Source organism: Pseudoalteromonas sp. MMG013, from assembly GCF_018100885.1.
In the GTDB taxonomy this organism is placed as follows: Bacteria; Pseudomonadota; Gammaproteobacteria; order Enterobacterales; family Alteromonadaceae; genus Pseudoalteromonas; species Pseudoalteromonas aurantia.
In genome coordinates this window covers 18252-32216 of sequence record NZ_JAGJEE010000028.1, presented here as the reverse complement: position 1 = coordinate 32216, position 13965 = coordinate 18252, and the positions used below count along the sequence as shown (strand labels likewise).

General features: G+C 41.6%; 13 protein-coding genes. 6 read left to right on the top strand and 7 right to left on the bottom strand.

The features are described 5' to 3' along the window. Nucleotides 1-4: 4 nt before the first annotated feature. Both envZ and ompR read right to left on the bottom strand, forming a co-directional pair. Nucleotides 5-1324, bottom strand: coding sequence for a two-component system sensor histidine kinase EnvZ (gene envZ, locus J8L98_RS19295; protein WP_210997781.1), 1320 nt, complete (start codon nt 1322-1324; stop codon nt 5-7). An 8-nt stretch (nt 1325-1332) separates the two neighbouring features. Then, nucleotides 1333-2052: a two-component system response regulator OmpR gene (gene ompR, locus J8L98_RS19290; RefSeq protein ID WP_192506111.1), complete on the bottom strand. Its 720-nt coding sequence runs from the start codon at nt 2050-2052 to the stop codon at nt 1333-1335. A gap of 194 nt (nt 2053-2246) precedes the next feature. Between ompR and greB the strand changes: the two genes are divergently transcribed. Further along, nucleotides 2247-2723: a transcription elongation factor GreB gene (gene greB / locus J8L98_RS19285; protein ID WP_192506112.1), complete on the top strand. Its 477-nt coding sequence runs from the start codon at nt 2247-2249 to the stop codon at nt 2721-2723. A 90-nt stretch (nt 2724-2813) separates the two neighbouring features. Continuing rightward, on the top strand, nt 2814-5135 hold the full coding sequence (locus J8L98_RS19280; protein WP_210997780.1) for a Tex family protein: 2322 nt from the start codon (nt 2814-2816) through the stop codon (nt 5133-5135). Nucleotides 5136-5238: 103 nt separating this feature from the next. Here J8L98_RS19280 and J8L98_RS19275 read toward each other — a convergent pair whose 3' ends face one another. From J8L98_RS19275 to bioH, 3 genes are all read right to left on the bottom strand, one after another. Further along, complete coding sequence (locus J8L98_RS19275) at nt 5239-6210, bottom strand: putative metalloprotease CJM1_0395 family protein (protein WP_210997779.1); 972 nt, start codon at nt 6208-6210, stop codon at nt 5239-5241. Between the two features lie 17 nt (nt 6211-6227). Next, entirely contained in the window at nt 6228-6536 is a 309-nt protein-coding gene (locus tag J8L98_RS19270; protein ID WP_192506115.1) for a hypothetical protein, read from the bottom strand. Nucleotides 6537-6637: 101 nt separating this feature from the next. Next, entirely contained in the window at nt 6638-7375 is a 738-nt protein-coding gene (bioH, locus tag J8L98_RS19265; RefSeq protein WP_210997796.1) for a pimeloyl-ACP methyl ester esterase BioH, read from the bottom strand. A 60-nt stretch (nt 7376-7435) separates the two neighbouring features. Here bioH and J8L98_RS19260 point away from each other — a divergent pair, with 60 nt between their 5' ends. Then, the gene (locus J8L98_RS19260) at nt 7436-8119 is read left to right on the top strand and encodes a ComF family protein (RefSeq protein WP_210997778.1); all 684 of its coding nucleotides are present in this window, start codon (nt 7436-7438) and stop codon (nt 8117-8119) included. On the opposite strand, the gene J8L98_RS19255 is transcribed toward J8L98_RS19260, so the two are convergent. Next, nucleotides 8099-10651 carry a M14 metallopeptidase family protein gene (locus J8L98_RS19255; RefSeq protein WP_210997777.1) on the bottom strand — a complete coding sequence of 851 codons (2553 nt, stop codon included), beginning with the start codon at nt 10649-10651 and terminating at the stop codon, nt 8099-8101. The two genes, J8L98_RS19260 and J8L98_RS19255, sit on opposite strands and share 21 nt — an antisense overlap. Before the next feature lie 146 nt (nt 10652-10797). Here J8L98_RS19255 and nfuA point away from each other — a divergent pair, with 146 nt between their 5' ends. Further along, nucleotides 10798-11373 carry a Fe-S biogenesis protein NfuA gene (nfuA, locus tag J8L98_RS19250; protein WP_210997776.1) on the top strand — a complete coding sequence of 192 codons (576 nt, stop codon included), beginning with the start codon at nt 10798-10800 and terminating at the stop codon, nt 11371-11373. Between the two features lie 6 nt (nt 11374-11379). Beyond that, nucleotides 11380-11655 carry a hypothetical protein gene (locus tag J8L98_RS24935; protein WP_225738258.1) on the top strand — a complete coding sequence of 92 codons (276 nt, stop codon included), beginning with the start codon at nt 11380-11382 and terminating at the stop codon, nt 11653-11655. Here J8L98_RS24935 and dinF read toward each other — a convergent pair. Next, nucleotides 11600-12931 (bottom strand): MATE family efflux transporter DinF, encoded by a 1332-nt coding sequence (gene dinF, locus J8L98_RS19245; protein ID WP_210997775.1) that lies wholly within the window; start codon nt 12929-12931, stop codon nt 11600-11602. The genes J8L98_RS24935 and dinF overlap by 56 nt on opposite strands. On the opposite strand from dinF, the gene J8L98_RS19240 reads away from it, so the two are divergent. Beyond that, nucleotides 12908-13954 (top strand): polysaccharide deacetylase family protein, encoded by a 1047-nt coding sequence (locus J8L98_RS19240; protein WP_210997774.1) that lies wholly within the window; start codon nt 12908-12910, stop codon nt 13952-13954. The genes dinF and J8L98_RS19240 overlap by 24 nt on opposite strands. Nucleotides 13955-13965: the final 11 nt, after the last annotated feature.

The following is a 13965-nucleotide window of genomic DNA, read 5'->3' as shown; positions in this document are numbered from 1 at the left end:
AATATTAAATTTTCTCTGACGCCTTACCTGCGCTAGGAAGCTGCACTTGGGCACTTAAACCGCCATCAGGGCGGTTTTGCAATCTTACTTCTCCTCCATGAGTGGTCACTATCCGTTTAATAATTGCTAAGCCAAGCCCACTTCCTTCACTACCTCGAGCTTGATCGCCCTGTTTAAATGGCTCAAAGACACTTTCCAGCTCTTCTTCCGGTATCCCTGGCCCTCTATCTTGTACCTTAATTAGTACGGATTTATCAAGTACATTATATTCAGTGGACACTTCAATCGCGGCATCTGAATACCGAATCGCATTCTCAATCATGTTTGTCAGTACCCGCTTGAGTGCAACTGAATTCATCAATACTGGTGTTAATTCTTCTTGTGTTGACAAATGAATAGTACGTTGATGCTGCTGCTCTGCATGTACAACTTCCTCAACAACGGTGTTCACGTCCTCTAACACCATTTCACCAGAGTTATGATGCCGTAAGTATTCAATAAATTGATCAATTATGGCATTCATATCTTCAATATCGTCAATGATGCCTTCCTTCAAATAATCTTCCTCATCAGCCATCATTTCCGTGGCTAAACGAATGCGCGTTAACGGCGTTCTTAAATCATGAGACACTCCAGCCATTAGCAACCGGCGATCACTTTCAAGTTCTGCAATTCCTTTTGACATTTGATTAAATGCTTTTGTTACTTCAATCACCTCTGTTGAACCACGTTCAACTAATCGTGTAGAAAAATCGCCGACTCCGACTCGGCCTGCCGCTGTCTGCAATGCTTTTAAGGGTCGGTTTAAATGTCGAGCAAACCACCAGCCACCGAGCACACTTAAAAAACCGATACTCGATAAATAAAAAATTAAAAACTCCAGCTTGGTTTCACTAAAACCTGTCAAAGGTACACGAACCCAATAACCGGGCGCTTGAGGGGCTTCAACCCAATACACGACAGGATCACCTTGGCTGATCCGTACACGTGCTGAACCATTCAATTGCTCTGACATACTTTTCGACAATAAAGTATATTCTTTTGCTTCTCCTAACCCATTAATATACGCTTCTCTCTGTGTCATTACTTCTATACCAGTGATTTCAAAAAATCGCTCTGATAATTCAGATGTCACTTCAACGCCATCTTCCCAATCAATAAAGACCGTTTTAACTTGCTTCGCTAACATCAAGTTGACTTGCTCGAATGTTGGTTTAAATACATACAAAGTCACAGTGATATAAGACATAATTTGATTGACAAGTAATAATGCCCCAACAAAAAACACGGTTTGCCCAAATGCACTTTTTGGAAGTAAACTCATACGCCTAACTAACTTTGGCCATCAGGAACAAATACATACCCTAAACCCCAAACGGTTTGAATATAACGTGGATTAGTTGCATCTTCTTCAATCATTCTGCGTAGCCGTGAAACTTGTACATCAATGCTTCTTTCCAACGCACTGTAATCTCTGCCTCGAGCTAAATTCATTAATTTATCTCGACTTAAAGGCTCTCTAGGGTGGTTAACAAGTGCTTTTAATACCGCAAACTCTCCACTTGTTAGGGCGATGACCTCATCACCTTTATGCATTTCACGTGTTGCCAAGTTTAGTTTGAATATACCAAAAGCCACTTCATTTTCTTCTGCTGCTGGCGCACCTGGAACTTCTTTTGCCCGGCGTCGTAAAATGGCTTTAATTCTGGCAAGCAGTTCTCGTGGATTAAACGGTTTTGGAATATAGTCGTCAGCTCCCAATTCCAAACCTATGATTCTATCCACTTCATCCCCTTTTGCAGTTAACATCACAATCGGGATTTCATTTTCTTTTTGTCTAAGCCGGCGGCAGATTGATAACCCATCCTCTCCGGGCAGCATCAAGTCCAAGACCATTAGATGGAAGTTTTCTCGCTCTAATAAACGATCCATTTGCTCACCGTTGGCAGCAGTGCGAACAATGAACCCTTGCTCAACTAAATACCTTTCCAATAAACTGCGTAGACGCATATCATCATCTACGACTAAAACCTTAGTGGTTTCACTTCCCATTACTCATTCTTCTTTTTATTAATACCTTAGCTTAATATAATTGAAAAATAGATAACTAGACACCATACCTTAAAAGAAGATTTGTTACCGAACGTTACAAAGTAAAAAAATAAGGTCCGCGAACGTAGAAAGCTCGACATCCAAATCTTTTTTATTTAAGTTGTCACAGCATCAACACTGAGCCGATTTATGACATGAAGACAAACCTGATCACCCCTGAAGGGTACCGAAAGTTGCAGCAAGAACATGATCACCTTTGGCATGAAAAACGCCCAGAGATCACGAAAATCGTGTCATGGGCTGCAAGCTTAGGTGATCGCTCTGAGAATGCAGATTACACATTCAATAAACGTGTATTAAGGCAAATAGATAGGCGAGTTAGATATTTAAGAAAGCGTTTACCCGATTTAAAAATTATTGAATATTCGTCTCAACAGGCTGGTAAAGTCTTTTTTGGTGCTTGGGTTGAAATTGAGAATGACGAACAACAATGTAAAAAGTTTCGCATTGTTGGCCCTGACGAAATTTATGAGCGACATGATTATATTTCTATTGATTCACCGATGGCCCGTGCTCTATTAGGCAAACAAGTCGACGATGACTTTGTAGTACAAACTCCGCAAGGAGAAAAAGTATGGTTCGTAAACAAAATAGATTACCCTTCCAGCTAAGCTTCTTATTCATTTATGCTGTGATATAGTTAGTATTATTAATATATGCCAAATTAGCGCGTATAGTATTGAACTTTATAAGGATTTTGCATGAGCAACATCTCTGGACGTTTAGCACAAGAGTTAAACGCACAAGAACAGCAAGTCATTGCTGCTACTGCTTTATTAGATGAAGGTGCAACTGTACCTTTTATTGCCCGTTACCGTAAAGAAGTCACTGGCGGACTAGACGATACTCAACTGCGCCTATTAGAACAAAGATTGAGTTATTTGCGAGAATTAGAAGAGCGCCGAAGTTTTATTCTCAATACAATCACAGAGCAGGAGAAATTGTCTGATGCACTGGCCACAGACATCGCGAATGCACAAAGCAAAACCGAGTTAGAAGATTTATATTTGCCGTACAAGCCAAAACGGCGTACCAAGGGGCAAATCGCAATCGAAGCTGGGCTTGAGCCTCTCGCTGATGCGCTTTTCATGGACGCTAACCAATCTCCTGAAATACTTGCTGAAAAATATCTAAATGACCAAGCTGGAATGAGCGACATCAAGGCAGTGTTAGATGGAGCAAAATTCATTTTAATGGAGCGTTTCGCCGAAGACGCCAAACTACTCGCTAAATTTCGTCATCACATTCAACAGAATGGTCAACTTGAAGCGACTGTTATAAAAGGAAAAGAAGACAGCGGCAGCAAGTACCGAGATTACTTCGAACACAGTGAAAAGCTCACTAAAGTCCCATCTCACAGAGCTTTGGCCATGCTAAGGGCACGTAATGAGGGCTTCTTACAATTAGCCATTAATCCAGAACCTGGGGTAGACAATCCACAGCAGTATTGCGCACAGATGATAGCCGATCATTATCGACTCAATGTGTCGTCTGCCAATGCCAGTCAATGGTTGATGATTGTTGTACAGTGGACGTGGAAGATTAAATTATCACTACATCTAGAAAATGAATTTCTAGGATCACTACGTGAAAATGCTGAAACAGGCGCAATTGATGTTTTTGCGAAAAACCTAAAAGACTTACTAATGGCAGCACCTGCTGGACCGCGTGTTACCTTAGGGATCGACCCTGGTTTACGTACAGGTTGTAAAATTGCGGTGGTCGATAGTACTGGGAAATTATTGGCTACTAACACCATTTTTCCACATGCACCGCAAAATCATTGGGATAGATCATTACGCACACTTGAACAGCTTTGTCGCCAACATAAAGTGCAATTGATTGCCATTGGCAACGGAACTGCCTCTCGAGAATCAGACAAACTGGCTTCCGAATTACTCAAAGCTGCTGAGGAACTAAAGCTCAGCAAAATTATGGTCAGCGAAGCAGGAGCTTCCGTTTATTCTGCATCGGAATTCGCAGCGAATGAATTTCCTGATTTAGACGTATCACTACGAGGCGCTGTTTCTATCGCTCGCAGATTACAGGACCCGTTAGCCGAATTGGTCAAAATTGAGCCAAAATCTATCGGTGTTGGTCAATATCAGCATGATGTGTCACAAAGTCAACTGGGCCAAACATTAACCTCAGTAGTAGAAGACTGTGTTAACTCCGTTGGCGTTGATGTAAATATGGCTTCAGCGCCTCTTTTGACACGAGTATCAGGTCTCAGCAAAACACTGGCTAATAATATCGTTAAATATCGAGATGAACATGGTTCGTTTACGGCACGTAATCAACTGAAAAAAGTTGAACGACTCGGTCCAAAAGCATTTGAACAAGCAGCTGGTTTCTTGCGCATCATCGATGGTAAAGATCCTCTTGACGCCTCATCTGTTCACCCAGAAGCTTACCCCGTCGTCAAACAAATTGCACAAGTAAAAGAAATTCCAATATCCGATTTAATTGGTAACAGTACAGTGCTTAATACACTCGTCGCAAACGACTTTACGAGTGATAAATTTGGCTTGCCAACCGTATCTGATATTATAAAAGAGCTAGATAAGCCCGGCCGAGATCCTCGCCCAGAGTTTAAAACAGCCGAGTTTAAAGCCGGGATCGAAAAGATATCAGACTTGGAAGTAGGGATGGTTTTAGAGGGGGTTGTGTCAAATGTCGCAAATTTTGGTGCCTTCATCGATGTAGGTGTACATCAGGATGGTTTGGTCCATATTTCCGCAATCACAAATAAATTTATCTCAGATCCCCGTGAAGTGGTTAAAGCGGGTGATATTGTAAAGGTCAAAGTAATTGAAGTGGATGTAGCTCGTAAACGTATCAGCTTTACTATGCGTTTGAACGATGAAATACATCCAGGTGAAAATATCAAGAAGAGCAAGCCGCACGTTCAGAAGTCAACACCAAACAAACAGCAAAACCGTGTAGCTAAGCCAAAAAAAGATAATGGTAATGCCGCGATGGGCAATGCATTTGCGGAAGCTTTTGCCAAGATGAAAAAATAAACGAGTACCTTATTTATATAAAAACCCGTCATTGAACGGGTTTTTATACTTAAATACATCTGTTATTAATCTGATATGGAGTATTAAATGAGCCTAATTTCTACTAGACTTGAAGTGATAGAGATGCAGACAATTCAGGCTGAACAGACTGTTGATAAAAATCATTAATACGCAGCGAACGCGCCTGAATTTGCGGATCTCTTTCAATTGGCAAAGCCACCGAAAATGGTCCACCTTCTGATTTTAGCGCAACAGCTTCTGGTTCAATTGGTAATGCCACTGAAAATGGCCCACTCTCGGACTTTAATGCTACGGGATCTCGCAGAGCCAACCCTTCATCATCAGCAGCAGCCAGCCGGCGAGTTTCATAATTTTGAACCCGGGTAGTATCTTGCTGTTGGTTCTCCTCTTCAGATCCCCTACTGATCACTTGCTTCGCCAACTCAGCTTGAGCTGCAGCTTGTTTTTGTGTTGCATCAGCTGCAATTGCCCGGTCAGCCCCCGAAGGCTCAGCAGGTGCTAACGCTGCCGCTCTAACTGTTTGCATTTTTTCGATCGTACCAGAAGGGTCACCCGGGATCTCTGCCACATCAATCATTACTTGCCCGCCAACAGCGTAATTGTTGCCGTCTGGACCTCGTTGATATTCATAACTAGGAGAGCCTGCATACTGCCCACCAACCCGAGCATGCGCTTGTTCGTGCAACCTTACTTCCGTATCACGGGATTTTAATTCTTGGATCTGCTGTTGCTCAACCTTTTCTTCATTTTGTTCTTGCTCGCTTGCAGTGTCATCACCGTCTGATTTGGCTTGACGATCATCACTTTGCGCCCCTTTTTCATCAATAACTTTGTTTTTCTCTAGTTTACCAGAGCTATCATATAATGCGTTATCATCGGGAGAATTGGCTTTCGCTTTATCGCCATCATTTACCGCTTTATTTTCAGTAAATGTGGCCGAGGTAGGTGCTGCTTTAGGGATCACCTCACGCAGCTGATTATCTCGTCTTGCTGTTTCAGTGTAGACGTTGGCAGTATTTAAATTCATCGCCGGTGGTGGCGTTACAATACTCATACCATTTTACTTCAAACTCAAACCTTAATATCAATCAAAGTGCCCAATGCTTCATCTGCAGTACGAATTGATTGCACATTCGCCTTCGCATTAAACTCTTCAACTTTCAAATTCACTAATGCTTCATCAATTTTAGCTGGTTGAGCAACAGGTGCTGTTACTGACTCTTCTGGACGAGCCCCTTGCAATTGACGTTGCTGTGCCAATTGATTCTCATCTTGCGAACTTTGAGTCGCACGATTGATTTCAGCACTAGCACGCTCAATACCTTGGCTGGCTCTATTAAACCCCTCAATCCCATTATTTAATACGTCACCAATTGGCATAGCGTGCTCCAGAAACATTTATATATGGTCAATTATTGCGCAAAAAGTCATGAAAATAAAGCACGATTTCGCTATTTTAATACCATTTTTATATTCAATTTTTAAAGTACTGATTTTAGGAAAGTTATAAATTCCTGCCGATGTGAAATAAATGGTGCGTGTGATGCTTTAGGCAATACTTCATAGTTAAATTGTGGGTTAAGCTTGCAAATTTGTGTAATGACACCTTTGGGTACTAGTGAATCTAAGCGACCAAATAAACCAAAAATAGGTTGTGGTAATACACTCATTTCAGCCCGTAAATCTTCCTGTTTTAATATTTCTAGGCCCGCTTTAAGTGCTCGACTATCCGGTGCAGGAGATCCCGCGAGCAAAGCCCGTAAATGCTTAATATCTTCCCGTGCATTTTCACTTCCCATCGCTTGAATTGCTAAAAATCGCTCAATGGTTTTAGCTGCACTATTTTGTAATTGAACCTGGAAGGTATTCAACACATCAGGTTTGATCCCTAACCAGTGTTGTTGCTCACAAAAATAAGGCGTTGATGCAATTAAAATGACTTTACTCACTTTCTCTGGAAAATGCTTTGCCAGATAAAGAGCAAATAATCCACCCAATGACCAACCAATTAAAACACTGTTTGCATGCAGCTGCTTGGCTAGTAATTCTGCGGCACTTGCAAGTGAATAATCACCAGCAGGTGAACATGCGCCACCGAAGCCCGGTAAGTTAATACTGCGCACATTCCCTTTATATACTGCCTGTATATCTGGTTCTACATAATGCCATACTTGTGCATTCATACCCCAGCCATGTAACAGAACCGCTTCATTTTGCATTTTCAAAAACTCTCAACCAAACTTGTTGTAATAATACCGCTAACACAATGGAAAGTAACGATGGCACTCAGGAAAATCATCGATTGGCTTATGCCCAATATCTGTATTTGTTGTCATGCCCCTCTAGCAACACATGATGTCATATGCCCGTATTGTCTCGAAGATATGCCGCTATTTGCTCATAGTGAGGGTAACTTGCTATTACGTCCTGATATTCAAAGAGACTTCGCGCTGCCAAATTGTAATGGTTTGATTGCATGTGGATGGTATGAGAGCCAATTAAAAGTATGGTTAAAGGGTTATAAATTTCAACACAAAGCCTATTATAAAAAAGCGCTACAACAAGTTATTACACAACAGTTTAGTGGATGTTTGTCGCACGCAGCTTTTGCACCTGATTTAACCATCGTCATCCCCCTACATCCAATTCGATTAGCCACCCGAGGTTTTAATCAAGTCAGTCAAACATGGCAACCTTGTTTACTCAATACAGTCACGCCTATTCCTACATTAGTAAGGTCACACAACACGCAAGCTCAAAGTAATTTATCACGGCATAAACGACAGCATAATATTAAAGGGGCATTTTACGTTGAAGGCTCAATGGAGGGACTTAATGTAGCACTTGTTGATGATATTATAACCTCCGGTGCAACAATGAATGCAGCTGCACGCGCGTGTCTAGAAGCGGGTGCAGCGCAAGTTTGGGCATTTACTACCGCATTAACGCCCTTGAACCGATAGTGTGTGACCAAAAAATATGGCATTTGTCAGTAAGCGACTACTTCCGTACCAATACCCTCTAAAAACAGGGTTATCTGTACTGGCTATCACGCTACCTTCCCCATACCGGTGGGCAATGACTGCTGCACCTTCGCTTATTTTCGAAACATTCTCTGCTGCGGCGTAGCCCGACAATAAAGGTTTTTCTACATATTTGCTGACCGATAAGAACGGCTTTTCAGGCGCTTTAAGCAACCAAGTGCTGTTTTTAAACACAGGTAATGTCGCACGTTCAAAGCCGAAGGAAAGCGGATGTGAAAGGTCGAGCTCAGTAGAAAAAATAGCGCCAGCGATACGCTGCTTACCACCCAGTGCATCTTGATCACCATAAGTCAGATCCTTGGTATTAAACTGCTCAGCCATTTCTTTTTTACTCACACTTTTCGCATTTAGCATTTGACTATCAAGCAACCATTTTGCGCCTCTTTTATGACCCCAAATTACACCTCCCTTATTAACCCAACCAGTGATCAACACTTTAGCCCGGTCTGACAAACGATTATAACGACCATCTGTTAAAATGATATGGCTATATTTTGAGAGGTTTACTTGCGCGATTCTATCTTGCTCAACAAGTGTTGGCGCGATACCTAAATGTTTATCCAAATGATACCAAACTTCACCAACTTCATATTGACTAGTCCCTTCACCTCCTACAAGCAATACCTTTGGCCGTTTGAGTGCACTCATATTGCGAGATCCTAGATCAATGCCTTTACTCGTTAAACCTGTAGTGATGGGGTGAATTTTTACCGAAAACTTAGTTTGTGCCATATTCAACAGTGCAAGCCAACGCTTATTCTGCTGAAGCCCTGATGGAATTACGATACTACCTGAGGCAAAAGCGTGCTCTCCTGAGGTGGTTATAGCATTAAATGCTTTCATGGCCACGCGAGCTTCAATTTTATTCTTCAATAAAAAGTTCAGCATTTTTGGAGCCTGCCATTGTTGCCATGAAAAGCTATAAGCATACGCATCTGGAAGCACTTCATATTGCTGCTTTGCAGGCAAATTCCAAGGTTGCTCGCTCACTTTTAACCCCCATGTACTATCTGCTTTAGCAAAATTCAAATTAAACGCATGTGCTAATGTCCACCCTGAAACATCATAGAAAGTATTATCTTGAAACGTTTTTTGTTCCGAAAATACCGCTTTAACTAATCGATATTGTGGCTGTGCTAATGGCACATAAATATCACCTATTTGGTACTGGTAGCCAGCCACTTTAAAGGGTTTTTGTAATGTAAACCCTTCGATTTGATGTTGTGACAGCAACGATAAAAACGTTTCAAATTTTTGTTGATCTTGCCCAGCAGATATCACATAACCTGCAAACTTCTCTTTGTCTGCCAAAGCGACTGCCTGTTGATAAAACTGCTGTTGATAGGAAAGTAGTTGTTTTTTATTCGCCATTACCCCTGTAAATGTCGACAGACTGGTTGTTAACTGGTTTTTTATGGTTTGCGCAAAACTGAGCTGTCCATTGATTGTGTCTTGTACATGACCTCGGCTGCTTGCTTGCTCAAATAAAATGCCTATAGCGCCATTTGCATCCGGATAAGTAGATCCCTTTCCGTAATAAAAATCATCAAAGCTTTCTTGTGTAAAATAGAGCTGCTTATCATCATCTAAAGACTTAGCATGAAACTGTGCTAATACCTCAGTTAAAGTCACATTCATTTTAGGAGTTAGAGGGTGTGTCCGAGATGCAATACCGGGTTGGAAAAAGTAACTGCTATTCGATCCCATTTCATGGAAGTCAGTTAAAACATTTGGTTTCCATCGATGAAATTCAGACACCCGAGCTTGAGACTCCGGATGTTGCAGCAACAGCCAATCTCTATTTAAGTCAAACATATAATGGTTTGTGCGTCCTGAAGGCCAAGCCTCCACATGCTCTCTATGTTGTGGATCCGCTGATAAATTCATACCTCGATTACTATTTGCCCATTGAGCAAAACGCGCTAAACCATCTGGATTTAGAGAGGGATCCAATAAAATAACCGTGTTGCCCAATAATTCTGTTACCACATCATTTTGCGCCGCTGCAAGATAATACGCCACCAGCAATGCCGCATTACTACCAGATGGCTCATTACCGTGCACACTATATCCCATCCAAGCAACCGCTGGTGTGTCCACACTGGACCCTTCTGAAAATAACCGAGCCAAATGTTGGGTACGAATTTTTTCAATTCGTTGTAATTTATCAGGTGCCGTTATAGTCAATAACAGCAATGGCCGTTGTTCGTGAGTGTAACCGATTGTTTTTATTTGGACGCGATCACTCGTCTTAGCTAACACTTTCATATACTGTACTAATTGGTCATGTCGCACATGCCATTGCCCAACCTCATACCCAAGTACTTCACTAGGCTTAGGAATGTTTGGGTTAAATTGAATATCTTCTGGAAAATAGTAATGAAGTGGCTTAGCCACCACCGAAAGAGGCAAACATATCGCTATTGCCAAACAAAAAAATAGAAACCGCATATCAAGACCTTAAAACTGATGATTGTTTAAACGCTAACAGTCTAATTAGAAGTTGCCAAATTTTTACGCCCAACACTAGCGACAACACGACGAGGGGAGTATCATACAAAGTATCCGAGTAATTTAGTCAAGTAATAGTCACAGTTATGATAACCATTTCAGAAACAGCTCAATCACATTTTGCTAAACTGCTATCCGATCAAGCAGAAGCAACTAACATTCGTGTATTCGTAGTAAACCCAGGCACATCTCAAGCAGAGTGCGGCGTGTCATATTGCCCAGCAGATGCGGTTGAGGAAAGTGATATTCGCCTTAACTTTAACGGTTTTGATGCCGTAGTTGATGCTGAAAGTGCGCCATTTTTAGATGAAGCTGAAATTGACTTTGTCACTGACAAAATGGGGACTCAACTTACGCTTAAAGCCCCTAATGCAAAAGCTAAAAAGCTGAGTGAAAATGCAGACTTAAATGAACGCGTTGAGCATATGCTTACCTCTGAAGTTAATCCGCAACTTGCAAATCATGGCGGTCAAGTCAGTCTAGTTGAGATCACAGCAGAAGGTATTGCTATTTTACAATTTGGTGGCGGCTGTAATGGTTGTTCAATGATTGACGTTACCCTTAAAGAAGGGATTGAAAAAGAAATGATAGCAAAATTTGATGAAATCACCGGGGTACGTGATATCACAGAGCATCAAGCTGGTGAACACTCTTATTATTAAGGCACCATGTTAAAAGCCATCATTTATAAACTTGGGCAGCATCCTAAGCTGAGTCTCAGGCGCTTTTTTATTGGCTTGGGACTGTTTGCACTTAGCTGTATAGCCATTGCATATGGCTACTATGAGCAAGCATGGGTGCAGCTAATTGGGCTAGGATTGCTAATCCCGGCACTGTTTTTTGCTGCATGGGGTTATCTTGGTATATTTGCTAATCGCTTTTCACAAGTCATTGCAACAATGCACCCTGATCAAATATCTTCTTATAACGATAAACCAAAGTGAGGCCTCTCGTTGCCATAAAGCAGCTCATCGCAAACCATAAACCATGATTCCCCCACTCCATCGTTAAATAAAACGGTACAAAAAACCCAACCATGAGTGCAATAAACATCGAGTTACGCATTTCCTTTGCTCGTGTTAGGCCGACAAATACGCCGTCGAATAAAAAACATGCCATAGCAATAATTGGTAATACAATAAGCCATGGTAAATAAAGCTTAGCAGTCTTAATTACATCTGGAATATTCGTCAGTAATCCGATGATAGCTGAGCCAAATATCGCAAAAAAGACACAATATCCAATAGCAAAAATACTTCCCCACCATACGCTTACCTTAACCCACAAATGCAACTGTTGAACATCCCCTTCCCCTTTCGCTGCACCCACTTTCGCTTCGGCAGCATAAGCAATACCGTCTAATGCAAAGCTCACTAGCATGAGAAAATTCAACAACACAGCATTGGCAGCAAGTATCGTTTCGCCTAATCGCGCGCCATAAAAAGTCATGAAGCTAAAGCATAGTTGCAACAGCAAAGAGCGGATAAATATATCACGATTTAGGGTCAACAAACCTGCAATACTTTCCTTGGAAGGCAAGGATCCCCCCCAAGAAACACCGTGACGAGCGAATAGTTTTTTAACTAAACACACTGCTAACACCAATGCACTATAATCCGCGATTACAGACGCCCAAGCCGCACCAGCGACCCCAAAATCTAGTACGAGTACAAACACCACATCTAAAACAATATTCACAATATTGGTAAACAACACCAAATAAAATGGGCCTTTCCCATAATGCATGCCAAGCATGAGCCCGAGTAATACTAAATTACTTAGTGCCGCGGGAGCACTCATAATTCGAATAGAAAAATAACTGTTCGCCTGTAACATCACTTGTGGTGACGTCCCCGACAATGCCTCTATCAAAGACATTAATACTGGACTCAAAGCGATAAGCGTAACCGAAAAAATAAGAGACAAAAATAAGCTGCTTAACAGGAGTTGCTTAACTCTTACGAAGTCTTTAGCACCAAATGCCTGTGCGATAACACCTGTTGTACTCATCCTTAAAAAACTCGCCAACCAAAATAGAATCGCAATGCTTCCTGATCCTAAAGCGATACCGGCTAAATAATGGGCACTTGAGAGATGCCCAATCACAGCCGTATCAACTAAACCTAGCAAGGGTACCGAGATATTTGATAAAATCATCGGTCCCGCAAGTAAAAGTAAAGCGAAGTGGTAGGACTTATGTTTGCTAAGAAAATGACCCATATTGTATTTTTGGCCTCAATGTTGATGACTCGCAGCGTGTATGCCGCAGTAATATTACAGTATCATCACGTCAGCGAAAAGCTGCCCGCTGTAACCTCAGTAAGTAGTGATACATTTACAGCACACCTTCAATATCTTAAAGAAAATAATTTTAAAGTTGTGCCATTAAACACACTCTTACACAAACTAAAGCATGGCCTAGCGGTAGGACCTAACACGGTCGCCATTACCTTTGATGATGGTTACGATAACAACATCACAGATGCCGCCCCCTTACTTGAAAAATTTAACTATCCGTATACTATTTTCGTCAACCCCAAGCTCATTGACGAACAACAAAGTTACGTCATGACTTGGGATGAATTAAGAACGCTTGCCAAACGAGGAGCATTGATCGCGAATCACAGTGCACAACATGATTATCTCCATAAAAAGTTAACGGGAGAAACCCATGATGTATGGTACACACGAATTAAGCAAGACATCACCTGGTCAGAACAACGCATTAAAGAAGAAGTGGGGCATAATGCAAAGCTATTAGCTTATCCTTATGGCGAGTTTAACACTGCACTACAACAACTTGTTGCGGAGTTAGGCTATATCGGCATAGGACAGCATTCTGGGGCTGTGGGCATGTACTCTGATTTCACTCGTATCCCACGTTTTCCGGCATCTGGAATTTATGCTGATTTAAACACGCTCAAAACAAAATTACATTCAAATGCTTTTTCAATCGCAGCTGCGCAATATGATAATTCAGTGACATCACAATCAAAGCCAGTAATCACACTCACCTTCCACAACAAGCCCTTCCATACTAGCCAATTAGCTTGCTTCATATCTGGGGGAGGCACTGCTGAGCTAACATGGTTAAATGACAAAAGTGTCTCCATCACTTCTTCACACGCTCTAACATTAGGTCGTTCAAGGTATAACTGTACCGCCCCGATTAAAGGGAAACCGGGTCAATACTATTGGTACTCGCAGCCATGGGTAATTATTAAGTCTCATCGCGACAATTAAACTCCAACATG